Genomic DNA, 22,347 nt, shown 5'->3' with positions numbered 1-22,347 from the left:
TCCGGTCAGTGCTCCGTCGTGCTGTCTGGCTGGTTGTCGGAAAGCCTGACATTCGTCGGCAGGGCGGTTGTCGCCCGCTCGGTCAGGCTGGTGTCGGTCTTGGCAGGCAGGCGCTTGTCCCCGGGGGCGGCAACGCGCTTGCGGCCGGCATAGTAAGGCTCGAAAGCGTCCTGTATCTTCAGGCTGTCCATCCTGTCCTCCTCCGGAATCAGGGGCTAAATCTGCCAATGCCGGTTTGGTTCCCTACTGTGGCGAAGGCATGGCGATCACCTTACATCGGCGTGAGCTTTTGCAAGCCGGCACCAGCCATGCCAAACAAGATTTGGCAGGCCAAAACAGGGCTGAATGGAGACGGCATCAGTGACGGACGAGACGGGCAAGCGCAGCTATGTGGTCGGGCAGACCGAGATCGCGGCCCGTCCACTCGAGCCGGCGCTCTATCTGGTGGCGACGCCGATCGGCAATCTCGCCGACATCACGCTGCGCGCGCTGGAGACGCTGGCCGCCGCCGATATCGTCGCCTGCGAGGACACGCGGGTGTCGCGCGTGCTGCTCGACCGCTACGGCATCCGCCGCCGCACCACGGCCTATCACGAGCATAATGCCGGCGAGGCCGGGCCGAAGCTGATCGCGGCGCTTCAGGCCGGCCAGAGCGTGGCGCTGATTTCCGATGCCGGCACGCCGCTGGTCTCCGATCCCGGCTACCGGCTGGTCGGCGAAGCGATCGACCACGGCATTCGCGTCGTGCCGATCCCCGGTCCGTCGGCGCCGCTGGCCGCGCTCACCGCGTCAGGCCTGCCGTCCGACGCCTTCCTGTTCGCCGGATTTTTGCCGGTGAAGACTGGGCAGCGGCTGACGCGGCTGGAGGCACTGAAGGCCGTGCCGGCGACGCTGATCTTCTTTGAATCGCCGCGCCGGCTGGCCGAATCGCTCGGCGCCATGGTCGAGGCGTTCGGCGGCGAGCGCAAAGCCGCCATCGGTCGCGAATTGACCAAGACCTTCGAGGAAATGCGGACCGGCACGCTGCGGGCGCTGGCCGACCACTATGCGGCGGCCAACACGCCGAAGGGCGAGATCGTCGTCTGCGTCGGGCCGGCCCAGGCCAAGGCGGACGAGCCCGCCGATATCGACCGCCTGCTTTTGTCGCTCGCCGGCGAAATGCCGGCCTCCAAAGCGGCCGCGGAGGCCGCGAAGATGACCGGCGGGCAGAAACAGGCGCTTTACCGGCGGCTGCTCGAACTCAAGGACACCTCAGGAGAAGGCGACGGTGGCTGAGCGACCGAGCGCCAGCCGCCGGAAAGCCTATCGGCGCGGCCATCGCGGCGAGTGGCTGGCGGCTGCCGCACTGATGCTGAAGGGCTACCGCATCCTCGCGCGCCGCCATCGCACCCGCTTTGGCGAGATCGACCTGATCGCGCGGCGCGGCGATCTCGTCCTGTTCGTCGAGGTCAAGGCGCGCCGCACGCTGATGGACGCGATGGAGGCGATCGGCCATGAGTCGGAGCGCCGCATCGAGGCCGCCGCCGACATCTGGCTCTCGCGCCAGGCGGATTATGGCAGATTGTCGATGCGCTTCGACATGGTCGCCGTGCTGCCCTGGCGCTGGCCGGTGCATGTCGAGAATGCGTTTTATGGACGGAATTAGAGGGGAGGCGCTCCTTGCTCCGCCCGTGGATGACGAAATCGAGGAGGTTGTTCGAGTCTCAAGCGTTGCTCGCCCTTCGCTGGCTCAGGGTGTTCGTCGTTCGGAAAGCCAAGCAATTGGCTTTCCGTCCGCTTCGCGGACCACTCCTCACCCCCAGATCATCAGCGCGACCAGCCCGACAATACCCACCACCAGCCGCCACCAGCCGAACAGCGAGTAGCCGTTACGCGAGACGTAATCGAGCAGGTAGCGCACCACGAATAGCGCGGTGATGAAGGCGGCGACGAAGCCGATGGCGATGATCGGCAGGTCGGCGGAGGTCAGCACGTTGCGGTTCTTGAACAGGTCGAAGGCAAAGGCGCCGACCATGGTCGGGATGGCGAGGAAGAACGAGAACTCCGCCGCCGACCGCTTGTCGACGCCCAGAAGCAGCGCGCCGACGATGGTCGAACCCGAGCGTGACGTCCCGGGGATCAGCGACAGGCACTGGAACAGGCCGATCTGCAGGTAAAGCCTGGTCGGGAAGCGCTCCACATCGCGATAGACCGGTTTCAGGTTCATGCGGTCCACCGCCAGCAGCACGACGCCGCCGATGATCAGCATGATGCAGATCAGCCTTGGCGATTCGAACAGCACCGTCTTGATGAAATCATGCGCCAGCGCGCCGATGATCGCCGCCGGCAGGAAAGCGATCAGGATGCCGATGACGAAATGCCGCGTCAGCCGGTCATGCGGCAGGTCGAGCAGCATCTGCCACAGGCGGCGGAAATAGACGCTCAGGATCGCCAGGATGGCGCCGAGCTGGATCAGGATCTCGAAGGCCTTGCCGGTTGAATTGAAGCCGAGGAAATGGCCGGCAAGCAGGATATGGCCGGTCGAGGACACCGGTATGAACTCGGTCAGGCCCTCCAGCAGGCCGAGCAGCAGGGCTTCGACGATGGTCTGGCTTTCCATGGCTACCTCGGCTTTGCGCGACGGCTAACTGAACGGCTTGCTTGTCATGGCGTTGAAGTGCCCCTATAGGTCGCAACACCCTGACGGCCCGCTAACCGGGCGGCCAAGACTTACCGGTGCGCCCGGCGATTCGCCAGTGTGGCAATCCGGAATTCGCCACACCTGGGACGAGCGCGATGCGCGAATTCCGGATTCTGAACGACACCAGTGCGCTTTATCATCGCGGAACCATGCTGACGCTTTTCCATCATCCCATGTTCGCCACCTGCCGCTTCGTCCGCCTTGCTTTCGGCGAGTATGGCGAGGAGCTGGCGCTGATCGAGGAAAAGCCGTGGACGCGGCGCAAGGAGTTTCTTGCGCTGAACCCGGCCGGCACGCTGCCGATCCTGCTCGCCGAAGGCGACGTGCCGATCGTCGGCGCGACGGTCATCTCGGAATATCTCGACGAAACCCGCGGTGTGCTCAAGCGCGACAAGCGGCTGTTCGCCGAAGACCCTATGCAGCGCGCCGAAATCCGCCGGCTGATCGACTGGTACCTCAACAAGGCCGAAAGCGAAGTCACCCGCCATCTGGTGCGCGAACGCGTGCTGAAGCCGATCATGCCGGAAACCGCCGGTGGCGGTTCGCCCGATTCGGGCGCGATCCGCGCGGCGCGCGCCAACATCCGCCAGCACATGAAATACACCAACTGGCTGGCCGGCACCCGCCATTGGCTGGCCGGCGGCCGAGTCACCTATGCCGATCTCGCCGCCGCAGCGACGCTGTCGGTGCTCGACTATCTCGGCGAGATCGACTGGCGCGAACATGCCGCGGCGCGCGAATGGTACACGCGGGTGAAGTCGCGGCCCTCCTTCCGGCCGCTCTTGACCGACCGCGTGCGCGGCCTGTCGCCGGTGTCGCACTATGCGGACCTCGACTTCTGACGCCGCAAAACTGCGCGCGCTGATCGACGCGGAGGCGCAGCGCGCCGGCTTCGATGCCATTGCCGTCACCACCCCCGATGCGATCCCGCTGGCGCCGGCTCGCCTGGCCGAGTTCGTCGCCGACGGCTTTCACGGCTCGATGGACTGGATCGCCGAGACGATTGCAAGGCGCGGCGAACCTGCCACGCTTTGGCCCGACGTGCGCTCGATCGTCGTGCTGGCAATGAACTATGGGCCGGACCATGACCCGCGTGTGCTGCAGGCCAGGCATGACCGGGCCGCCATCTCGGTCTATGCGCAGAACCGCGATTATCACGATGTGATGAAAGGCCGGCTGAAGGAAATCGCAGGCAAGATCGTCGCGCGCGCCGGCGGCGACGTGAAGGTGTTCGTCGACACCGCGCCGGTGATGGAAAAGCCGCTGGCGCAAGCCGCCGGTCTCGGCTGGCAGGGAAAACACACCAATCTGGTCAGCCGCGAGCACGGCTCCTGGCTGTTCCTCGGCACCATCTTCACGACGGCCGAATTGGTCCCCGACCACGCCGAGATCGACCATTGCGGCTCCTGCCGCGCCTGCCTCGACGCCTGCCCGACCGATGCTTTCCCGGCGCCCTACCGGCTCGACGCGCGGCGCTGCATCTCCTACCTCACCATCGAGAACAAGGGGCCGATCCCGCACGAATTCCGCGAAAAGATCGGCAACCGCATCTATGGCTGCGACGATTGCCTGGCCGCCTGCCCGTGGAACAAGTTCGCGCGCGCCGCATCGGAAGCAAAACTCGCCGCGCGCGACGATCTGCGCGAGCCGCCGATCGCCGATCTGCTCGAACTGGACGACGCCGCCTTCCGCGCCTTCTTCTCCGGCTCGCCGATCAAGCGCATCGGCCGCGACCGCTTCATCCGCAACGTGCTGATCGCCGCCGGCAATTCCGGCGATGCCGCCCTCGCCGTCCCGGTGCGTGCGCTGCTCGGCGATCCCTCGCCGCTGGTGCGGGGCGCGGCAATATGGGCGCTGGCGCGGCTGGTGCCCGACGCCGAATATGCCGAGCGGGCCGCGACCGGTCTGAAAACCGAGAACGATGCGGCGGTGCGCGAGGAATGGCGCCTGGCGCGGCCAGACAGGACGCATGCATGAGCGAAAAGCAGATCTTCATCTTCGGCGCAGGGTATTCGGGCAAGGCCTTTGCCCGCGCCAACAGGGATGCCGCCGCGATCCTTGGCACGACGCGGTCCGAAGAAAAATTCGCGGCCCTGCGCCAGGCCGGCATCGTCCCGCTGCTGTTCGATGGCGCGTTGACCGGCGAGATCGGCGAGGCGCTGCAAAAAACAACCCATCTGGTGATTTCGGTCGCGCCGGAAGAGGCCGGCGACCCCGTCTTGAATGCCGCCCGGGAAGCGATCGCGGGGATGCCGGCGCTCGAATGGATCGGCTATCTCTCGACCGTCGGCGTCTATGGCGACCATGGCGGCGCCTGGGTCGACGAAACGGCCGCATGCCGGCCGGTGTCGAAACGCTCCGTCATGCGGGTCGAGGCTGAGCAGGCCTGGCTGAAGCTCGGCGGGGAAATCGGCAAGCCGGTGGCGATCCTGCGCCTGTCCGGCATTTACGGTCCTGGCCGCAATGCGCTGGTCAATCTGGAAAACGGCACCGCGCGGCGGCTGGTCAAGCCCGATCAGGTGTTCAACCGCATCCATTGCGACGATATTGCCGGGGCGTTGTGGCAACTCAGCGAGGGCAACAAGGGCGGCATCTTCAACGTCACCGATGATGAGCCGGCGCCGCCGCAGGATGTCGTTGCCTATGCCGCGTCGCTGATGGGCGTCGAGCCGCCGCGCGAAATTCCTTTCGACACCGCCCAACTTTCGCCCATGGCGCGGTCCTTCTATGGCGAGAACAAGCGTGTCGCCAATGCGGCGATCAAGGCGGCGGGCTATCGCTTTCGCTTTCCCGACTACCGCGCCGCCTTCGACCATATGTGGGCAAGCGGCGACTGGCGCGACGGCGAAGCGCGCAGCCCGATGAAGGGCCAGGCAATTCCAGGAAAGGCGTGAAACGGTTTTTCCTCAGGAATTGCGCGAAGCGGTAGGGCGATCGAAGCAGGCTGCGTTGCGTGCTATGATTCGGCCTTGGGATGCGGTGGGGATCCGGTTTCATGAAGACAGCGGCACGGCCGGTTATGGCCAAGAAATCACTGCTGGCGGCAGCACTTGGCCTGTTCGCCCTGACCGCTGTGGCCGCGCAGCCGGCGGCGGCCGAGGAACGGGCAAAAGACCTGTTCGGCGCCGAAAAACTGCCGACCGCGACCGCTCCGCAATCCTTCGGCTTCTATTCCAAGGGCTGCTTCGCCGGCGGCGTCGCCATCCCCATGGACGGCCCGACCTGGCAGGTCATGCGGCCCTCGCGCAACCGTCGCTGGGGTCACCCGGCAATGATCGCGCTGATCGAGAAACTGTCGCGCGACGCCGCCGCCGACGGCTGGCCGGGCCTTCTGATCGGCGACATTTCGCAGCCGCGCGGCGGCCCGATGATGACAGGCCATGCCTCGCACCAGATCGGGCTCGATGCCGACATCTGGCTGACGCCGATGCCTGACCGCGCCATGACCAGGGCGCAGCGCGAATCGATGAGCGCCACCTTGATGGTGGACGAGAGGACACATCTGGTGAAGGACGCGCTGTGGACGCCGCGGCACACCGCACTTCTGAAGCGGGCGGCGAGCTACCCTGAGGTGGAACGTATCCTGGTCAATCCGGGGATCAAGAAAAAGCTCTGCGACACCGTCAAGGGCGACCGCAGCTGGCTGCGCAAGGTCCGGCCGTTCTGGGGTCACGACTATCATTTCCATATGCGCATCGGCTGCCAGCCCGGCTCGCCCGGCTGCAAGGCGCAGGAGGCGACGCCGGATGATGACGGCTGCGGCAAGCCGCTGGCCTGGTGGTTCACCGAAGAACCATGGCGGCCGAACAAGGACCCGGATGCGCCGAAGGCCCGCGACGTGATGACGATGGCCAACCTTCCGAAGGAATGCCGCGCCGTGCTCGACGCGCCGGGCCCGGTGTCGGCCGAGGCGGCGACCTATCATGGCGGCGCCGTGCCGGTCGCGGTCGCCGCACCCGAACCGGAGGTGCCATCGCAGCCCGCCGCCATGGCCAGTGGCAGCGGCGATCTGCCAGACGCGGCAAATGCTTTCGCCGCGACACCGAGGATGGGCGCGCCGGTGCCACGGCCACGGCCGCCCGCGAACTGATTGCCCTCCGCGCCACCGGCCGGCTCAATCGGTTTAGCCAGCTGTTTTCGGGAAATAGTGGCCGTTTGGCCGCAGAACCCCTCTCCGTGCGCGGACGGGTTCGAAAACCGTTTCCCTTTTCAAACTCATGCGCTAGTCAACGGAGGAACGGCGAGACGCCGTCAGGGGCGCCGGAGACGGACGAGAGCATGCCAAGCGTAAGCGATACCGACACGTCGTTGCGGTTTCCGATCCTGATCGGCGACATTGGCGGCACCAATGCGCGCTTTTCGATCGTGCTTGACGCCAATTCCGAACCGACCGAGCCGCAGATCGTCCAGACCGCCAATTTCAACACGATCGACGAGGCAATCCAGGCGGCGGTGCTCGACCGCTCGTCGGTCCGCCCCAATTCGGCGGTGCTGGCGGTGGCCGGTCCGGTCGACGGCGACGAGATCGAGCTCACCAATTGCCCGTGGATCGTCAAGCCGAAGCAGATGTTCGCCAATGTCGGCTTGAGCGACATCGTCGTGCTCAACGATTTCGAGGCGCAGGCGCTGGCTGTCGTGGCGCTCGGCGAAGAGCATATGGAAAAGATCGGCGGCGGCACGCCTGAGCCCAATGCCGGCCGCGTCGTGCTCGGGCCTGGAACCGGTCTCGGCGTCGCCGGGCTGGTCTATGCGCTACACCACTGGATCCCGGTGCCCGGCGAGGGCGGCCATATGGACATCGGCCCGCGCACGGCGCGCGATTTCGAGGTTTTCCCACACATAGAGAAGCTCGAGGGCCGCATTTCCGGCGAACAGATCCTGTGCGGGCGCGGCCTCGTCAACGTCTACCGGGCTGTCGCCAAGGCGGACGGCAAGCCGGCGCCCTTCACCACGCCGGCCGAGATCACCGGCGCCGCGCTGGCCAAGACCGATCCGGTGGCGCAGGAAGCGCTGGAGACCTTCGTTACTTGCCTTGGGCGCACCGCCGGCGATCTTGCCCTGGTGTTCATGAGCCGAGGCGGCGTGTTTTTGACCGGCGGCATCGCGCAGAAAATCGTGCCGGCGCTCAACGAGGGTAATTTCCGCGCCGCCTTCGAGGACAAGGCGCCGCACAGCGCGCTGATGCGCACCATGCCCGTCTATGTCATCACCCATCCGCTGGCGGCCCTTCTCGGCCTTGCCGCCTATGCCAGGAACCCGTCGCTGTTCGGCGTCCAGACGGACGGCCGGCGCTGGCAGGCCTGAACCCCCCAGCGCGAAGCGTCGGGGCGCCCGCGACGAAGTTAATCAGCCGCGGGCATAGGCAAGCCGGCCGCATGGCGCTAAGAGGAGTGCCGAATTGCAGCCCGGTCCCAGGCGAAAAACCCACGAAGCTCCCGATTTGACACTTCAAGCTCCAAACAAGCAGAAGGCCAGCGTTGGCGAAGTCAACGCCGTGCTGCGCCGCATCCTCTCCGAAAATGGCCGCGATCATCGCTGGTCCTATGTCGTCGCCGTCTCCTGCATGCTGCTGGTGTCGGGCACGACCGCCTTCACGGCCTGGATCATGAGCCCGATCGTCAACCAGATCTTCTACGAACGGCGCGGCGACCTGGTGGTGTGGATTTGCGCCGGGATCATGGGGGCCTTCCTGGTGCGCGGTTTCGCCGGCTACGGCCAGGCGGTGGCCCTGGCCACGATCGGCAACAATCTGGTGGCGCGCTACCAGAAACGCATCTTCGACCATCTGATGAAGCTCGGCGTCGGCTTCTTCAACGATACGCGCTCCGGCCGGCTGGCGGCGCAAGTCAACGAGAATGTCGGCGGCATCCGCGACCTCTTGTCGATCACGCTGACATCCATAACCCGCGACGCGGTGACCCTGGTCGGCCTTGTCGGCATCATGATCTACCAGGATCCGGTTCTATCGCTGAGTTCGCTGCTGATCGGACCGCCGCTGATCTGGGCGGTCGTCTACCTGACGCGTCGGGTGCGGCGTATCACGCGGGAATCCGTGCTGATCAATTCCCGGCTGATCGGCGCCGTCCAGGAAGCCACGCAAGGCATCGCCATCGTCAAGGCCTTCACCATGGAGGACCAGCTGGCGAGCCGCATCGGCGCCTTGGCCGACACGGCCGAACAGCGCTCGAACAAGATCGCCCGCGTCTCGGAGCGGCTGGCGCCGATTTCCGACATGCTGGCCGGCCTCGCCGTCACCTCCGTCATCGCCTATTCCGGCTACCGGGCACTCGTTCTCGGCCAGCCGCCGGGCGCGGTGTTTTCCTTCATCACCGCGCTGATCCTGGCCTACGATCCGGCACGGCGCCTGGCGCGCATGCAGGTCGGCATGGAGCGCGCGCTGGTCAATGCCCGCATGATCTACGAACTGCTCGACCTCGAGCCGCAACAGGGCGACGCGCCGGATGCCGTCGAGGCACACTTCACATCGGGCGAAGTGCGCTTCAACAACGTGTCCTTCCGCTATGTCGAGGAGACGCCGGTGCTGCAGGAGCTGAGCTTCGTCGCCGCGGCCGGCAAGATGACCGCCATTGTCGGCGCCTCGGGCGCCGGCAAGACGACGCTGGTGGCGCTGCTGCAGCGTTTCTACGACGTAGAGTCCGGCACCATCGAGGTCGATGGCCAGGACATTTCCAAGGTGACCAAACAGTCGCTGCGCGGCTCGATCGCCTATGTCTCGCAGTCGCCCTATCTGTTCGAAGGCACGATCCGCGACAACATCCGCTATGGCCGCATCTCGGCCACCGACGCCGAGATCGAGCGCGCGGCAAGCCAGGCGGCGGCCGACGAGTTCATCCGCCAGCAGCCGCAAGGCTACGACACGCCGGTCGGCGAGAACGGCGCGACGCTGTCCGGCGGCCAGCGCCAGCGCGTCTCGATCGCCCGCGCCATCGTGCGCCAGGCGCCGATCCTGCTGCTCGACGAGGCGACCTCTGCGCTCGACAACGAGGCGGAGGCCCGCGTCCAGGAAGCGCTGAACCATGTCATGGAAGGACGCACCACCATCGTCATCGCCCACCGCCTGTCGACGGTGGTCAATGCCGACCACATCGTCGTCATGGAACAGGGCCGGGTGGTCGAGGAAGGCACGCATGCCGCGCTGATGGCCGACCCGCACAGTGTCTATGCACGGTTCCACCGGGTACAGGGCAAGAAGGGTCTGGGGCTTGTCGATGACAGCAAGCCGATCCAAACTCCGGTCCGGGCCGCGCGTGCGAAAAAGACGGCGGTGAGGAGCACATGAGCGATCAAGGCGATATGGGCCTTGTGGTGGTGGGGGCAGCCGGCCGCATGGGCCAGACGCTGATCCGCGCCATCCACACCATTCCGGGCGCCCGCGTCATTGGCGCGGTCGAGCGCGCGGATTCGCCCCATCTCGGCAAGGATGCCGGCGAGCTCGCAGGCATAGGCATCATCAACGTGCCGATCGGCGATGATCCGCTGCCGGTTTTCGCCAAGGCCGACGGCGTGCTCGACTTCACCACGCCGGACTCGTCCGTCGAATTCGCCGGCTACGCGGCGCAGGCGCGCATCGTCCATGTCATCGGCACCACCGGCTGTTCGGCCGACGACAATGCCAGGATCGCGGCCGCGGCGCGCCACGCGACGATCGTCAAGTCGGGCAATATGAGCCTCGGCGTCAATCTCCTGGCGGTGCTGGTCGAACAGGCGGCACACGCGCTCGACGCCGACGATTTCGACATCGAGATTTTGGAAATGCACCACAAGCACAAGGTCGACGCGCCTTCGGGCACGGCACTGCTGCTCGGCGAGGCGGCCGCCGCCGGGCGCGGCATTGCGCTCGCCGGCAATGACGTGCGTTCACGCGACGGCCATACAGGCGTGCGAAAGAGCGGGTCTATCGGCTTCGCCACGCTGCGCGGCGGCTCGGTGGTCGGCGACCACAGCGTCATCCTCGCCGGCACCGGCGAGCGCATCACGCTGTCCCACCATGCCGAGGACCGCGCCATCTTCGCGCGCGGCGCCGTCAAGGCGGCGCTGTGGGCCCGTGGCAAGAAGCCAGGACTCTATTCGATGCGGGACGTGCTCGGCCTGAGCTGAAGCGGCCAATCTGCCAATTTTGCCAATCTGAAGGAGCAAACATGTCGAGAACCCTCGTGCTCGTGCGCCATGGCCAGAGCGAATGGAATTTGAAAAACCTGTTCACCGGCTGGCGTGACGTCGACCTGACCGAGCAGGGTCACGCCGAGGCCAAGGCCGCCGGGCAAAAACTCAAGGCGCGCGGCCTGAAGTTCGACATCGCCTTCACCTCGGCGCTGAGCCGGGCGCAAAAGACCTGCCAGCATATTCTCGACGCCGTCGGCCAGAGCGATCTCAAGACCATGCGCGACCAGGCGCTCAACGAGCGCGACTATGGCGACCTTTCCGGCCTCAACAAGGACGATGCCCGCAAGAAATGGGGCGAGGAGCAGGTGCATGTCTGGCGCCGCTCCTACGACGTGCCGCCGCCCGGCGGCGAAAGCCTGAAGGACACCGGCGCCCGCGTCTGGCCTTACTACCTGCACGACCTGCAGCCCCACGTGCTGCGCGGCGGCACCGTGCTGGTCGCGGCGCACGGCAATTCGCTGCGCGCGCTGATCATGGCGCTGGACGGCAAGTCGGGCGAAGAGATCGTCAAGCTGGAACTCGGCACCGGCGTGCCGGTCGTCTACCGGCTGAACGCCGATTCGACCGTGGCGTCGAAGGAAGTGCTGGAGGGCTGAGGCTTGCTGAGCCGGCAAGCGGAAGTCCAGGCCTCGGCTGGAACATGGCGCTTTTGCCAAAACTGTGTTTCCAGCTTTCGGCGGCATGGTCCAAAAAGCGCGTTGACAGCAATCGCTTGCCCGCTTACATGAGCCCGCACCAGCCCAGATGGCGGAATTGGTAGACGCGCACGGTTCAGGTCCGTGTTCCGCAAGGAGTGGAGGTTCGAGTCCTCTTCTGGGCACCAAATTCCCGTTTCGAACCGTTCGATGGTTCAGAGACCCAAAAGAAAAAGCCCGGTTCGTCCGGGCTTTTTCTTTGTCCGGCATATCGACGTTGTCCGGTGCCCGACTGTCAGCGAACTGACAGGTTCCTCCAGCCAATGTCTCGCCAGGTCGCGATCGCCAAAGCCCGGGTTCCAGAACCGCTCTCGTCGGGGGAATCGTCACGGCCCCCTCGATTGCCGTCGAAGGGGACCGACCCGACAAAGCTTTGACATGATCGCGGCTAGTTTAGAAACATTCGAAATTGGACAGCCCTGCATGAACCCTACCTACACAAGCGCACAGAAGGCCATTCATTGGGCCGTGTTTCTGCTGGTTATCGGCCTTTACGGCCTGACTTATGTCGCGGATATCTTTCCACGCAACGACCCCGGCCGGGCAGTCGTCTGGTGGTTCCACATCTCGTTCGGGATGCTGCTGTTCGCGCTGGTCGTCATCCGCATTGGCCTGCGCCTGATCCTGGGAACCCCGGGGCTGCCTCGGGAAATGTCGGAGCTGGAACGATGGGTGGCCAAGGTCGCGCATCTCGTGCTTTACGCGCTGCTTGTCGCCATTCCGGTTCTTGGTATCCTGGTGACCTGGTACAGGGGCGACGCCTTGAGTTTCTTCGGCCTCTTCACCATCCCGGCTCCGGTCTCCGCGGACAGCGCCACGGCCCGAACCATAAGGGAACTGCACAGCCTCTGCGCCAATCTGATCCTTATCCTTGCCGGTCTGCACGCGGCGGCTGCGCTCTGGCATCACTATGTCCGCAGGGACGACGTGCTCAAGCGTATGCTGCCGGGGACAAGTGGCCCCTGATTGCAAGGCAACGTCGGCGGGCGATGCCCTTTGTCGTGTTTGTGGGCCAGAAGACTGGCCAGGTGACGAGCCGGATTGAAACACAAGGTCTGCTGCATGGCCCTTGGATGAAACCGATGCTGAAACATTTGGCGACGGCAAGCCTGGTCGGGCTTGTCCTGCTTCGACCGTTCCACGCCCGTGCGGACGAGGATGACGACGGCGATCACGACCGGGCGCGAGACCTTTACGAGCGCGGCGAAATAAAGGGCCTGGCCAATATCCTTGGTGTGGTTCACGCCGATGCTCCCGGCGACATCGTGGCCGTCGATTTCATCCGGATAGGCGACCGCTGGGTCTACCGCTTCCAGGTCGTCGCCTCTGACGGACGCCGCAGGATCGTCGACGTCGATGCCGGCGCCGGCGTGCTGATGCGCGGCAGGGGCGGTGATTGATGAAGATACTGCTTGCCGAAGACGAGCCGCGCATCGCGAGCGACATCGCGGCAGTGCTCAAGGCCGCGGGGATGGCCGTCGATACCGTGCGCGACGGAGAGGCCGCGTGGTTCGCGGGCGACGTCGAGAATTACGACGCGGCGATCCTCGATCTCGGATTGCCGAAACTCGATGGCCTGACGGTGCTGAAGCGCTGGCGGGCCAACACGCGCCGCTTTCCCGTCCTGATCCTGACGGCACGGGGCCTTTGGACCGAGCGCGTCGAAGGCATCAATGCGGGCGCCGACGACTACCTCCCCAAGCCGTTCGAAATGGACGAGCTGCTGGCGCGGCTGCGCGCGATCCTTCGTCGTTCGACAGGCCAGGCGGCACCGGTGCTGAAATCCGGACCGCTGGTCCTCGACACGCGCCAGATGCGCATTTCGCTGCGCGGCGTTCCCGTCGCATTGTCGCCGCTGGAATACCGGCTGATGGCGTTCCTGATGCATCATGCCGGGCGCGTGGTGGCGCCGACCGAACTCGCCGAGCATCTCTACGATTCCGGCAATGATCGCGATCCGAACACAATCGAGGTCATTGTCGCGCGCCTGCGCCGCAAGCTCGGCAACGACGTCATCGAGACTCGGCGCGGATTCGGATATTTCGTACCCGACGAGTCGTCCTGATGGGCAATTCGATCCGCTTCAGGCTCTGGTCGGCGGCCACCATTTCGATCCTCGTCGCCCTTGCCATTGCCGGGGTCGGGCTGCGCTATCTGTTCGAGCTGAATGTCGAGCGGCGGATCGTCGGCGAACTGACCGCCGATCTCAATGAACTGATCGGCGCGACCAGCTTCGCGGCCAACGGCCAGCTTTCGGTCGCCCCGGGCCTGACGGACCCGCGCTTCACCAATCCGTTGTCGGGTCATTACTGGCAGGTGGAAGACCTGGCCAGCCATGGCCTGGTGCGCTCGCGTTCGTTGTGGGACGCAACGCTTGCGTTGCCCGGCCAAGGCGCGAGCGGCGAACTGAGAACGACCGAGGAGCTCAAGGGGCCTGGCGGCGAACTCACCGTGGCCGTTATGCGCACCATAACCGATGCCGACGGCCGGTCGTTTCGCGCCATCGTGGCGGAAGATCATCGCAGCGTCACAGTGTCGGTGCGCGAATATGTACGCGATCTCGTCCCGGCGCTCATCCTGCTCGCCGCCGCCCTCATGGTGGCTTTTTTCGTGCAGATCACCGTTGGCCTCGCGCCGCTGGAAAGCCTGCGGGACGCCGTTCGGAACGTGATCGCGCAGCGGACGGCACGACTGGATGTGGCGGCGCCGAGCGAGGTGCAGCCGCTCGCCGACGAAATCAACCGCCTTCTGAATGCGCAGGAGAAGGCCCTTGTACGCGCCCGGTCGCGCGCCACCGACCTGGCGCATGGTCTCAAGACGCCACTGCAGGTGCTGTCAGCCGACATCCGGGCCCTGCGCGGCAAGGGCGAAACCGAGCTGGCCGACGAGATCGAGAAGAGCGCTGGAGCGATTCGGCGTCATGTCGAGCGCGAACTCGCGCGCGCCCGTCTGGCGCCCGGCGTTTCCGGCAAGGCGTCGTGCCGCGTCAGGGATGCCGCGGCCGGCGTCATCGCCGTCATCAAGCGCACGCCGGGCGGCAAGCAGCTCTCGTTCCGGATCGACGTCGCGGAGGATTTCATGGCGCCGGTCGACGAGGGCGACCTTTCGGAAATCCTCGGCAATCTGGTCGAGAACGCGGCGCGCTTCGCAAGATCCTCGGTCCGGGTCAATGCGTGGGCAACCGGCGGCGAGGTGTCCATCGCCGTCGCCGACGACGGCCCGGGAATCCCCGATGCGGACCGGGAATCCGCCCTGTCACGCGGGGTGCAGTTGGACAGCAAGGGCGGCAGCAGCGGGCTGGGCCTGGCCATCGTCGCGGACATTGTCGAAGCCTATGGCGGACGGCTGACGATGACCAACGCCGACCCCGGCCTGGCCGTGACCATCACCCTCCCTCGGCAGGGTTGATCGACGCTCAGGCAAAGCCGGGGAAATAGTCGACCTTTATCTTCGAGCGGCGAATACCCATGCCCAGCAGCGTGTCGCGCAGCGCTTTGACCATGGCCTGGGGGCCGGAAATGTAGAAGGTCCGCTCCAGATAATCGGGGATGGCCAGGCGCACCAGGCGCGCGTCGATATAGCCTGGATACTGGCCCCGCTCGGCCCCCCGGGCCACGGCAAGCACCGTCCTTATGCCCAGTTCCCGTCTCGCCGCGCCGAGCACATCGCGATAGGCGATGTCCTGCTGGGTCTCGGCTCCGTAGAGGACGACGATCGGCCGCCTTTCACGGCTGTCGATGAGATATTGCAGCATCGAGCGGAATGGCGTGATGCCGATGCCGCCGGCCAGGAAGGCAATCTTTGTTTGGCGATTGGCCGGCAAGGTGAAGTCGCCGGCCAGCTGGGAGGCGTGGATCGTGCTGCCCGGCTTCATGGCGCCCAGCATTTGCTTGAAGGCGCTCGATTGCGGATAGAACTTGACGCCGAGCCGTATGGATTGCTCCGTGGGCGCCGACGCCACCGTGAAATAGCGGCGGTTGCCACGATTGTCCGATCGGTCGAGCCCAAGTGTCCATTCCAGATACTGTCCAGCCTGGAAGGCAAGCTTTCGCGGTGACCTGAAGATGAAATCATAGCTGTCGACCGCCGATTGCTCGATGCGCTCCAGCGTCAACACGAAGCGCCCCCTCGGGCTCACGGCGTAGGCAAACAGATTGCCGGTCAGAAGCGCCAGTTCCGGCGTGAAATAGAACGAGCCGACATGGATGTTCGGCGCGAACAGGAAGCCGACGATGGCGGCGAAGGCGATGCGCGGCCACCGTGTGGTCGGCGCGGTCAGCGGCTCGGTCAGCATCACGAAGGCGAAGAACGGCAGCGGCGACGAGCCCAGCGTCTGCGTCAGCGCGGCGGCGTATTGCGACGGCTCGGTGGTTGCCAGGATTGTCGCCAGCGCGACGACACCGAAGGTGGCGACCAGATCGAGCCGGCGCAGCTTGCGCACCATGAGCAGGCCGCCGAAAAGCACGACGGGAAGCAATGGCAGATTGCCGCCGACCCACCAGCTGGCCGGCTGGTCGAGCAGCAGCGCGGTCAGCGCCACGCCCAGCGCCGCGGGATTGAAAAGGTGTTTCCCGCCGATGGCGAGGATGAACTTGGATGAAATCGCCCAGACGCAGGCGAACACCACCGCGCATATCCCCTTGAGGTCCGTGGCGGCCACCGGATCGAGGATGAGCGCTAGGATGAGGGCGGTGATGTAGACCGACTCGGTGTTGGCCGGAACCTTGAAGACGGCGGCAAAGACCCTGTTGGTGATCCAGCAGGCGGCCAGCATCAGCCCCGTCGTGAAGGCGAGCATGACCGGATCATGCGGCACCAGTTTGAGAAAACCGAGCACGAGGGCCGTGCCCAGCAGGGCGATCAGGTAATAGAGGACCAGCCGGTACATGGTCTGATGGTCGAGAAGCCGGTCGATGGTCTTGATCATGGCTGGCAAAAAGCTCCGAAGCCGCTCGTCGGCGTGGCCCGACGGTTGCTGTCGACGACGTAACCTTCGAGGCCAGGCGCCTGTTCGAGAAAGAGAATGCCCTGCCGCCCCATGGCGAAGGCGGCGGTGGCGAAACGGTCGGCCTCGAACACATCCGTGCCGATGACGGTCAGGCTGACGATTTCGGTGATCGGATCGCCGGCCCCGAGCGGATTGTAGATGTGCTGCCCGCGCGCATAGGTGCCGGAGGTGGCGACGCCGTGTCCTCGCGGATAGACGATCTTGATGATCTCTTCGGCATTGAAGGGATTGCGGATGCCGACGCTCCAGTCGAGACCCGAGGCATTTCGGCCGCAGGACTGGATGTCGCCGCCCGCCTCGATGAAGAAATCGCCGACGCCGGCCCGGCGAACGATCCCGGCGGCATTGCGGATGGCCCAGCCCTTGACGATGCCGGACGGGTCCAGCGATCCGTCGGGCTTGCGGATGTCGAAATATCCGTCCGTCTGGTCTTTCGTCTGTGCGGCAAGCGCCATCACTTCCGTCATTTCGGCGCTCCAGTCGCGGATCGGAAGATCACCCCGGTTGATGGCCGAAATCTCGCTGTCGGTCCGGTAGGTGCTGAAGCGGCGGTCGATGTGCTCGAAATAATCGAAGACCGTGTCGACAAGTGTCGCGGCCGAGGCACCGGCGATGTCGACGGTGACGGGCATGCCCATCAAGATCCTCGTATCGCGCACGGATCAGGATGCTGCTTTTTTCAAGGCGCCGCCAAGCGACTGGATGAAGGCCTTGCTGGTCAGCGTGGCGCCCGAAATAATGTCGACATTGGCCCTCTGCGCACGGATCGCCTCGTCACGCAGCATCGGCAGCGCCTGCCTGTTGATGCTGATCGAGGTGCGGCGGTCATTCGGGTATTTCAGCACCTTGAGCGCCGTGAGACGGCCGCCTTGGATGGAAGCCTGAATCTGGATGAGGCCGTAATAGGCATCGGCGGCAGGACCGGTGTAGGTACCGTCGGCAAAGCCGTGCCCCGCCGGCTTGGTGCCGGGGCTCACGGCCAGCTTCATGGCGGCCTTGAAGACGCGCGCGGGTGCTTGCGGATAGTCCGGCCTCGGCTGGGGAATCGGAATATAGACGGCCGGGGTTATGGTGAAGGATGCCGTCCGTGGCGCGGCATCGGCGACAGTTTGAGCTGGCGCCTGTTCTGGCTGGGCTGCGGGTGCATGAGAAAGCTGCGGAAGGCTGGCTGAGAGCGGCGGCTTGGTCGCCTGCTGCATTGGCGCGGGCGCGGAGATCGCGGCGGTGATTTCGCCGCCGACCGATGCCGGGGTGGTCGCGGGAGGATCGAGCCGCACACTCTGCTGGCGGATCCCGGGCGATGGCGGTGCAGGCGGTGGAATGGGATCAGTTTGAACGGGGCTGGCCGGAGCAGGGGGCTGCGCCACACTGTCCTCGGCGGCATTGGCGGAACCCGCCGTGTCGATCATGTCGCCGGCAGGACCCGTGCCTGCCTGGTCCCATACATAGGCGCCAGAGGACGCGATCACGAAAAGTGACAGGGCAATCTGTTTCATGGGCTCGTTTCACCTTGAATCCCGTGCCGGCGAATCGACTTCGCGGCAATTCGGAAGCAATGTCTCACGATCCAGCTGACAATTGGCTGTCAGGCGCGGACCCCGTCGACAGCACCGATCCTTGAACGTTTCGTCGTCGTCCCGGAACGAATGGGACGACGGCGGCCGTCAACCAAACCTGCCCTGGCGGCTAGGCGCGAACAAACCACTTCAAACCGGGTCGCTGCTTCGCTACGCTTGCGGCCATGTCTCAATCCAGCACCGCGATCTTCGGCGCCCGTCGCGACCAGGCGTTTCCCACACTGAGCGAGGCGGACATCGACCACATGCGCCGTTTCGGCGAGGCCAGCGCCTATGCGGCCGGCGAGCACATCATCAGGGCTGGCGATGTCGCGCCGGGCCTGATCGTCGTGCTGTCGGGCAAGGTCGATATCATCCAGGATGGTCTTGGCCGGCGCGAGACGATCGTCAGCCACGGCCCGGGCAGTTTCGTCGGCGAGCTGGCGCAGCTTTCGGCCCGTCCCTCATTGGTCAATGCCGAGGCCGCCGAGCCGGTCGAGGCCTTCGTCATTCCCTCGCGGCGGGTGCGCGACCTGATGGTGCAGGAGGCCAATCTCGGCGAGCGCATCATGCGGGCGCTGATCCTGCGCCGCGTCGGGCTGCTGGAAAGCGCCACCAGCGGGCCGATCATCATCGGACCGCTCGGCAACGTCGATGTGCTGCGGCTGCAGGGCTTCCTGGCCCGCAGCGGCCAGCCGCACCGCGTGCTCGATTCCGGCGGCGACCCGTGCGCCAAAACCCTGGTCGAGCGCTTCGATGTCGATCCGCACCATTTGCCTGTCGTGCTGTGCCCGAACGGCAGGCTGCTGATGAATCCGAGCGAGAAGGACCTCGCCCGCTGCATCGGCCTGCTCAGGCCGATCGATGCCGATACGCTGTATGACGTCGCCATTGTCGGCGCCGGGCCGGCGGGGCTGGCGGCGGCGGTCTATGCGGCCTCCGAAGGGCTGTCGACCATCGTGCTCGATTGCCGGGCCTTCGGCGGGCAGGCCGGCGCCTCCTCGCGCATCGAGAACTATCTCGGTTTCCCCACCGGCATCACCGGCATGGCGCTGATGGCGCGCGCCTACAACCAGGCGCAGAAATTCGGCGTCGAAATGGTGATCCCGGACGAGGCGAAGCTGTTGAGCGCGGCGACCGACCATTCGGGCGCCGGCTACCTGCTCGATGTCGGCGACGGCGAAACGGTGCGCACGCGCAGCGTGGTTATCGCCAGCGGCGCGCGCTACCGGCGGCTCGACGTCGCCAATTTGTCGCAGTTCGAGGGGACGTCCGTGCACTATTGGGCCTCGCCCATCGAAGGCCGGCTTTGCGCCGGGCAGGAGGTCGCGCTGGTCGGCGCCGGCAATTCGGCCGGGCAGGCGGCGGTCTATCTGGCCAGCCATGCGCGCAAGGTGGCGTTGCTGGCGCGCGGCGGCAGCCTCGATGCCTCGATGTCGCGTTACCTGGTCGAGCGCATCAAGGCGCAGCCGAACATCGAGGTGCTGACCGAGACCGAAATCGAGGCGCTGGAGGGCGAGGAGGGCAATCTTGCCACTGTCCGCTGGCGCAACCGCGTCAGCGGCGAAGAGACGACACGCCCGATCCGCCACCTCTTCCTGTTCATCGGCGCCGACCCGAACACCGACTGGCTGGCGCAATGCAATGTGGCGCTGGATGCCAAGGGCTTCATCCGCACCGGATCGGAACTCGGACCGCAACATGGCCTGATGGAAACCAGCCGCAGCGGCGTGTTTGCCATCGGCGACGTGCGTTGCGGCTCGGTCAAGCGCGTCGCGGCGGCCGTCGGCGAGGGCGCCCAGGTGGTCGCGGCATTGCATGCCTATCTTGCGCGGGACGGCAGCCCGCCGTCGCGACTCAAAGCATGATCCCGAAAAGTCGGTTTTCCGAAAGATCATGCTTCAACGAAAAGACAGTTCAGGAGAGAGTGATGGCGGACGAATGCAGGCATGCGGCCGGGATCAAGGATGTGACGCCGAGCGCGCTCGGCTGCGAGGAATGCCTGAAGAGCGGCTCGTGGTGGGTGCATCTGCGGCTCTGCCGCACCTGCGGCCATGTCGGCTGCTGCGACGACTCGCCCAACCGCCACGCAACCAAACATTTTCACGCCACCAGCCATCCCGTCATCGAGGGCTATGATCCGCCGGAAGGCTGGGGCTGGTGCTATGTCGACGAGGTCTTTCTCGACCTCGGCGACCGCACGACGCCGCAGAAAGGTCCGATCCCGCGCTTTTATTGAGGCGCCGTGCCACGCAGCAGGACCGGAAGACAATGGTCGACGCGGCCCGGGGTTCCGCCGGCAAAGCAGGGCGCGCCTTGCGGTCAGGCCGTCATGCCGGCTTGTGCTGTCGCACGATCCTCCACTCATGCCAGATCAACACCATGACGACCGCATCGAAGACGGTCAGGACCAGCAGGCCGAATGAGTGGGTGTACGAGTAGCGGTAGACTTGATAGATCATGAACAGGCCCAAAGCCGCGAGCGAGGCCGGGTAAGACCAGAGCTTGCCTCGCAAAAGCCCGACAACCAAGGCAAGCTTTATCAGGCCGTGGCTCAGCAGGTAGAAGGCGTAGAACTCTTTGCTGGCGATCGAAAAATGGCTTGCCATCTGCGACAGATGTCCAGCTATGAAGTCGTTCGGATCTTCGATCAATTCTTCCGCGGTGAGGGCATTGACCCAGGAGGCAATGGCATCGGTGGTGACGACATAGAGCAGAAGCCCACCGACGCATTCGATCAGGGCATGCGCGCCCTTCAGCCATACGCTGACTTCGAAGATCTGATGGATGCGGTGTTCATCGACAGGCTTCAACAATCCACCTCACAACAACCTAAGGAAACCCACGCCGAATGGATGTAGCTTTAACACACTGGATAAATGCCGCCGCCGGTATCAGCCCTTTTCTTGATAAAACGATGATCGGCGTATCACAAATCGGCGTTCCTGTGATGGTGCTGGCTGTTGTCCTGCAATGGTGGGCGAAGGTCGGCCGTTACCATGTTCGCCACGCGGCCGTGTCGGCCGGTCTGGCGTTCTTGCTCGGTCTTGCGATCAACCAGTTCATTCTTCTGTTCGTGCATCGGATACGGCCCTACGATGCCGGCGTGACGCATCTGTTGATTGCGCCCAGTGCTGACTGGTCGTTCCCATCCGATCACGCGACAGCCAGCATTGCGATTGTTGCTGCATTTGCGATGCAAGGTCTCTCGCGCCGGACGATCGCACTTTTCGTCATGGCATTCCTGATCTGCGGGTCGAGAATCTTCATCGGGACGCACTATCTGACCGACGTCGTCGGCGGGGCCATCACCGGGATCCTGGGTGCCGTCGTGGTGCGACTGGCTTACCGCGAGAACTCCCGGCTGGACAATCTGGTGACCAAAATTCTTTAGCCGGGCGCTGCTCAAGGACGCGTTCGGGAACGCGATCGGGCTGTTTCCAGGCGAAGGGACGCGGCTCAGGATCAGCCTGCGAAGTACCGATACCCCAGCCATCCCGCCAGCGCCACCGACGCGACCCAGATACAGGCGATGATCAGCGCCGCGCCGCGGCTCACCGGCCTGTCGACGGCGAGGGCGGCGGCCTCCCTGTGTTCTGTCATGACCTCGGGCGGTATCATCTTGACCACGGCAAGGATGCCCAAGGGCACCAGGATCGCATCGTCGAGGTAGCCAACCACAGGGATGAAATCGGGAATCAGGTCGATTGGTGACAAGGCGTAGCCCGCGACGCACACGGCAAGCGCCTTGGCATACCACGGCGTTCGCGGATCGCGCGCGGCAAGGTAGAGCGCATGCACGTCGCGCTTGATCGCCCGGGCCCATTCGCTCAATGTTGCCATTGGATGACCTTAGCGCCAAAGGATGACGCGCCCAATAGCGCACGCTGGGCGCCTGGCAGGATGGTTGGCGGCCCTCGACATGCGCGGTCGTCCAACAGGCCTTCGCGGCCGGCTGTTGTGCCGCCTATCGCACGGACCCGGTGACCGTGCGGTCGACATCGGGAACGGATCTGCGTTCGTTGCCGGCAAGCGCGGCTATGAGCAGCAGGCTGGCCACCACCGGAACGAACAGGACGGCGACACGGGCCTGTACATGAAGAATGGCGCGCCATTCGGTGCTGCGCTTGTCGGGGCTGTCGCTCATCATACTCACTTTGCCATGGACCCCCCGAGGGGTCACATAGAGGCGAACTGTTAAGCAACTCCTTCCGACTTCGTTAA

Annotated in this window: 25 protein-coding genes and 1 tRNA gene; 18 read left to right on the top strand and 8 right to left on the bottom strand. The window is 65.1% G+C overall.

Annotation, left to right across the window (positions count from 1 at the left end):
* Positions 1 to 5: 5 nt before the first annotated feature.
* The gene (locus tag FJ546_RS14935; RefSeq protein ID WP_140890041.1) at positions 6 to 191 is read right to left on the bottom strand and encodes a hypothetical protein; all 186 of its coding nucleotides are present in this window, start codon (positions 189 to 191) and stop codon (positions 6 to 8) included.
* Between the two features lie 154 nt (positions 192 to 345).
* Between FJ546_RS14935 and rsmI the strand changes: the two genes are divergently transcribed.
* Positions 346 to 1,275: a 16S rRNA (cytidine(1402)-2'-O)-methyltransferase gene (gene rsmI, locus FJ546_RS14930; protein WP_140890040.1), complete on the top strand. Its 930-nt coding sequence runs from the start codon at positions 346 to 348 to the stop codon at positions 1,273 to 1,275.
* Positions 1,268 to 1,645, top strand: a complete 378-nt coding sequence (locus FJ546_RS14925; protein WP_140890039.1) for a YraN family protein — start codon at positions 1,268 to 1,270, stop codon at positions 1,643 to 1,645. The genes rsmI and FJ546_RS14925 overlap by 8 nt, the downstream gene beginning before the upstream one ends.
* Before the next feature lie 147 nt (positions 1,646 to 1,792).
* Here FJ546_RS14925 and FJ546_RS14920 read toward each other — a convergent pair whose 3' ends face one another.
* Positions 1,793 to 2,599: an undecaprenyl-diphosphate phosphatase gene (locus tag FJ546_RS14920; RefSeq protein ID WP_140890038.1), complete on the bottom strand. Its 807-nt coding sequence runs from the start codon at positions 2,597 to 2,599 to the stop codon at positions 1,793 to 1,795.
* 230 nt (positions 2,600 to 2,829) lie between these two features.
* Between FJ546_RS14920 and FJ546_RS14915 the strand changes: the two genes are divergently transcribed.
* The 13 genes from FJ546_RS14915 to FJ546_RS14855 all read left to right on the top strand — a co-directional run bounded on the left by FJ546_RS14915 (position 2,830) and on the right by FJ546_RS14855 (position 14,967).
* On the top strand, positions 2,830 to 3,522 hold the full coding sequence (locus FJ546_RS14915; protein WP_010912586.1) for a glutathione S-transferase family protein: 693 nt from the start codon (positions 2,830 to 2,832) through the stop codon (positions 3,520 to 3,522).
* Positions 3,503 to 4,657 carry a tRNA epoxyqueuosine(34) reductase QueG gene (gene queG / locus FJ546_RS14910; protein WP_140890037.1) on the top strand — a complete coding sequence of 385 codons (1,155 nt, stop codon included), beginning with the start codon at positions 3,503 to 3,505 and terminating at the stop codon, positions 4,655 to 4,657. Before FJ546_RS14915 ends, queG begins: the two co-directional genes overlap by 20 nt.
* Positions 4,654 to 5,574 carry an SDR family oxidoreductase gene (locus tag FJ546_RS14905; protein ID WP_140890036.1) on the top strand — a complete coding sequence of 307 codons (921 nt, stop codon included), beginning with the start codon at positions 4,654 to 4,656 and terminating at the stop codon, positions 5,572 to 5,574. The genes queG and FJ546_RS14905 overlap by 4 nt, the downstream gene beginning before the upstream one ends.
* A 101-nt stretch (positions 5,575 to 5,675) precedes the next feature.
* Positions 5,676 to 6,770 carry a penicillin-insensitive murein endopeptidase gene (gene mepA, locus FJ546_RS14900; RefSeq protein ID WP_140890035.1) on the top strand — a complete coding sequence of 365 codons (1,095 nt, stop codon included), beginning with the start codon at positions 5,676 to 5,678 and terminating at the stop codon, positions 6,768 to 6,770.
* Positions 6,771 to 6,958: 188 nt separating this feature from the next.
* Positions 6,959 to 7,984 carry a glucokinase gene (locus FJ546_RS14895; protein WP_140890034.1) on the top strand — a complete coding sequence of 342 codons (1,026 nt, stop codon included), beginning with the start codon at positions 6,959 to 6,961 and terminating at the stop codon, positions 7,982 to 7,984.
* A gap of 136 nt (positions 7,985 to 8,120) precedes the next feature.
* On the top strand, positions 8,121 to 9,980 hold the full coding sequence (locus FJ546_RS14890; RefSeq protein ID WP_140890033.1) for an ABC transporter ATP-binding protein: 1,860 nt from the start codon (positions 8,121 to 8,123) through the stop codon (positions 9,978 to 9,980).
* Complete coding sequence (gene dapB / locus FJ546_RS14885) at positions 9,977 to 10,798, top strand: 4-hydroxy-tetrahydrodipicolinate reductase (protein WP_140890032.1); 822 nt, start codon at positions 9,977 to 9,979, stop codon at positions 10,796 to 10,798. The genes FJ546_RS14890 and dapB overlap by 4 nt, the downstream gene beginning before the upstream one ends.
* Before the next feature lie 41 nt (positions 10,799 to 10,839).
* Positions 10,840 to 11,460 carry a 2,3-bisphosphoglycerate-dependent phosphoglycerate mutase gene (locus FJ546_RS14880; RefSeq protein WP_140890031.1) on the top strand — a complete coding sequence of 207 codons (621 nt, stop codon included), beginning with the start codon at positions 10,840 to 10,842 and terminating at the stop codon, positions 11,458 to 11,460.
* A gap of 142 nt (positions 11,461 to 11,602) precedes the next feature.
* A tRNA-Leu gene (locus tag FJ546_RS14875) sits at positions 11,603 to 11,687 on the top strand.
* Between the two features lie 295 nt (positions 11,688 to 11,982).
* Positions 11,983 to 12,525 carry a cytochrome b gene (locus FJ546_RS14870; RefSeq protein WP_140890030.1) on the top strand — a complete coding sequence of 181 codons (543 nt, stop codon included), beginning with the start codon at positions 11,983 to 11,985 and terminating at the stop codon, positions 12,523 to 12,525.
* Positions 12,526 to 12,641: 116 nt separating this feature from the next.
* On the top strand, positions 12,642 to 12,959 hold the full coding sequence (locus tag FJ546_RS14865; protein WP_246686855.1) for a hypothetical protein: 318 nt from the start codon (positions 12,642 to 12,644) through the stop codon (positions 12,957 to 12,959).
* Positions 12,959 to 13,624, top strand: a complete 666-nt coding sequence (locus FJ546_RS14860; protein ID WP_140890028.1) for a response regulator transcription factor — start codon at positions 12,959 to 12,961, stop codon at positions 13,622 to 13,624. The genes FJ546_RS14865 and FJ546_RS14860 overlap by 1 nt, the downstream gene beginning before the upstream one ends.
* The gene (locus tag FJ546_RS14855; protein ID WP_140890027.1) at positions 13,624 to 14,967 is read left to right on the top strand and encodes a HAMP domain-containing sensor histidine kinase; all 1,344 of its coding nucleotides are present in this window, start codon (positions 13,624 to 13,626) and stop codon (positions 14,965 to 14,967) included. The genes FJ546_RS14860 and FJ546_RS14855 overlap by 1 nt, the downstream gene beginning before the upstream one ends.
* Before the next feature lie 7 nt (positions 14,968 to 14,974).
* On the opposite strand, the gene FJ546_RS14850 is transcribed toward FJ546_RS14855, so the two are convergent.
* The 3 genes from FJ546_RS14850 to FJ546_RS14840 are packed head-to-tail and all read right to left on the bottom strand — an operon-like array spanning position 14,975 to position 18,063.
* Positions 14,975 to 16,486, bottom strand: a complete 1,512-nt coding sequence (locus FJ546_RS14850; RefSeq protein ID WP_140890026.1) for an RnfABCDGE type electron transport complex subunit D — start codon at positions 16,484 to 16,486, stop codon at positions 14,975 to 14,977.
* Positions 16,483 to 17,205 (bottom strand): FAD:protein FMN transferase, encoded by a 723-nt coding sequence (locus FJ546_RS14845; RefSeq protein WP_246686854.1) that lies wholly within the window; start codon positions 17,203 to 17,205, stop codon positions 16,483 to 16,485. The genes FJ546_RS14850 and FJ546_RS14845 overlap by 4 nt, the downstream gene beginning before the upstream one ends.
* 24 nt (positions 17,206 to 17,229) lie before the next feature.
* The gene (locus FJ546_RS14840; RefSeq protein WP_140890024.1) at positions 17,230 to 18,063 is read right to left on the bottom strand and encodes an FMN-binding protein; all 834 of its coding nucleotides are present in this window, start codon (positions 18,061 to 18,063) and stop codon (positions 17,230 to 17,232) included.
* 245 nt (positions 18,064 to 18,308) lie between these two features.
* Here FJ546_RS14840 and FJ546_RS14835 point away from each other — a divergent pair, with 245 nt between their 5' ends.
* Positions 18,309 to 19,991: a cyclic nucleotide-binding domain-containing thioredoxin-disulfide reductase gene (locus FJ546_RS14835; RefSeq protein ID WP_140890023.1), complete on the top strand. Its 1,683-nt coding sequence runs from the start codon at positions 18,309 to 18,311 to the stop codon at positions 19,989 to 19,991.
* 62 nt (positions 19,992 to 20,053) lie between these two features.
* The gene (locus FJ546_RS14830) at positions 20,054 to 20,362 is read left to right on the top strand and encodes a UBP-type zinc finger domain-containing protein (RefSeq protein ID WP_140890022.1); all 309 of its coding nucleotides are present in this window, start codon (positions 20,054 to 20,056) and stop codon (positions 20,360 to 20,362) included.
* Positions 20,363 to 20,453: 91 nt separating this feature from the next.
* Here the strand turns inward: FJ546_RS14830 and FJ546_RS14825 are convergent, their stop codons facing one another.
* Positions 20,454 to 20,936: a DUF2127 domain-containing protein gene (locus FJ546_RS14825; RefSeq protein ID WP_140890021.1), complete on the bottom strand. Its 483-nt coding sequence runs from the start codon at positions 20,934 to 20,936 to the stop codon at positions 20,454 to 20,456.
* A 38-nt stretch (positions 20,937 to 20,974) separates the two neighbouring features.
* Between FJ546_RS14825 and FJ546_RS14820 the strand changes: the two genes are divergently transcribed.
* Positions 20,975 to 21,517 carry a phosphatase PAP2 family protein gene (locus FJ546_RS14820; RefSeq protein WP_140890020.1) on the top strand — a complete coding sequence of 181 codons (543 nt, stop codon included), beginning with the start codon at positions 20,975 to 20,977 and terminating at the stop codon, positions 21,515 to 21,517.
* 71 nt (positions 21,518 to 21,588) lie between these two features.
* Here FJ546_RS14820 and FJ546_RS14815 read toward each other — a convergent pair whose 3' ends face one another.
* Complete coding sequence (locus FJ546_RS14815; RefSeq protein WP_140890019.1) at positions 21,589 to 21,966, bottom strand: YkvA family protein; 378 nt, start codon at positions 21,964 to 21,966, stop codon at positions 21,589 to 21,591.
* Between the two features lie 124 nt (positions 21,967 to 22,090).
* Complete coding sequence (locus FJ546_RS14810; protein ID WP_181167937.1) at positions 22,091 to 22,270, bottom strand: hypothetical protein; 180 nt, start codon at positions 22,268 to 22,270, stop codon at positions 22,091 to 22,093.
* Between the last annotated feature and the right edge of the window lie 77 nt (positions 22,271 to 22,347).

Source organism: Mesorhizobium sp. B2-4-19, assembly GCF_006441315.1.
Classification (GTDB): domain Bacteria; phylum Pseudomonadota; class Alphaproteobacteria; order Rhizobiales; family Rhizobiaceae; genus Mesorhizobium.
The sequence above is the reverse complement of the archived record's forward strand: the minus strand, read 5'-3'. Positions and strand labels throughout refer to the sequence as shown.

Bases quoted from the DNA above. Each gene is read 5' to 3' on its own strand.
- FJ546_RS14935 (WP_140890041.1), bottom strand. From the start codon at position 191: ATGGACAGCCTGAAGATACAGGACGCTTTCGAGCCTTACTATGCCGGC.
- rsmI (WP_140890040.1), top strand. From the start codon at position 346: ATGGAGACGGCATCAGTGACGGACGAGACGGGCAAGCGCAGCTATGTG.
- FJ546_RS14920 (WP_140890038.1), bottom strand. From the start codon at position 2,599: ATGGAAAGCCAGACCATCGTCGAAGCCCTGCTGCTCGGCCTGCTGGAG.
- FJ546_RS14915 (WP_010912586.1), top strand. From the start codon at position 2,830: ATGCTGACGCTTTTCCATCATCCCATGTTCGCCACCTGCCGCTTCGTC.
- queG (WP_140890037.1), top strand. From the start codon at position 3,503: ATGCGGACCTCGACTTCTGACGCCGCAAAACTGCGCGCGCTGATCGAC.
- FJ546_RS14905 (WP_140890036.1), top strand. From the start codon at position 4,654: ATGAGCGAAAAGCAGATCTTCATCTTCGGCGCAGGGTATTCGGGCAAG.
- mepA (WP_140890035.1), top strand. From the start codon at position 5,676: ATGAAGACAGCGGCACGGCCGGTTATGGCCAAGAAATCACTGCTGGCG.
- FJ546_RS14895 (WP_140890034.1), top strand. From the start codon at position 6,959: ATGCCAAGCGTAAGCGATACCGACACGTCGTTGCGGTTTCCGATCCTG.
- dapB (WP_140890032.1), top strand. From the start codon at position 9,977: ATGAGCGATCAAGGCGATATGGGCCTTGTGGTGGTGGGGGCAGCCGGC.
- FJ546_RS14880 (WP_140890031.1), top strand. From the start codon at position 10,840: ATGTCGAGAACCCTCGTGCTCGTGCGCCATGGCCAGAGCGAATGGAAT.
- FJ546_RS14870 (WP_140890030.1), top strand. From the start codon at position 11,983: ATGAACCCTACCTACACAAGCGCACAGAAGGCCATTCATTGGGCCGTG.
- FJ546_RS14865 (WP_246686855.1), top strand. From the start codon at position 12,642: ATGCTGAAACATTTGGCGACGGCAAGCCTGGTCGGGCTTGTCCTGCTT.
- FJ546_RS14860 (WP_140890028.1), top strand. From the start codon at position 12,959: ATGAAGATACTGCTTGCCGAAGACGAGCCGCGCATCGCGAGCGACATC.
- FJ546_RS14855 (WP_140890027.1), top strand. From the start codon at position 13,624: ATGGGCAATTCGATCCGCTTCAGGCTCTGGTCGGCGGCCACCATTTCG.
- FJ546_RS14850 (WP_140890026.1), bottom strand. From the start codon at position 16,486: ATGATCAAGACCATCGACCGGCTTCTCGACCATCAGACCATGTACCGG.
- FJ546_RS14845 (WP_246686854.1), bottom strand. From the start codon at position 17,205: ATGGGCATGCCCGTCACCGTCGACATCGCCGGTGCCTCGGCCGCGACA.
- FJ546_RS14840 (WP_140890024.1), bottom strand. From the start codon at position 18,063: ATGAAACAGATTGCCCTGTCACTTTTCGTGATCGCGTCCTCTGGCGCC.
- FJ546_RS14835 (WP_140890023.1), top strand. From the start codon at position 18,309: ATGTCTCAATCCAGCACCGCGATCTTCGGCGCCCGTCGCGACCAGGCG.
- FJ546_RS14830 (WP_140890022.1), top strand. From the start codon at position 20,054: ATGGCGGACGAATGCAGGCATGCGGCCGGGATCAAGGATGTGACGCCG.
- FJ546_RS14820 (WP_140890020.1), top strand. From the start codon at position 20,975: ATGGATGTAGCTTTAACACACTGGATAAATGCCGCCGCCGGTATCAGC.
- FJ546_RS14815 (WP_140890019.1), bottom strand. From the start codon at position 21,966: ATGGCAACATTGAGCGAATGGGCCCGGGCGATCAAGCGCGACGTGCAT.
- FJ546_RS14810 (WP_181167937.1), bottom strand. From the start codon at position 22,270: ATGAGCGACAGCCCCGACAAGCGCAGCACCGAATGGCGCGCCATTCTT.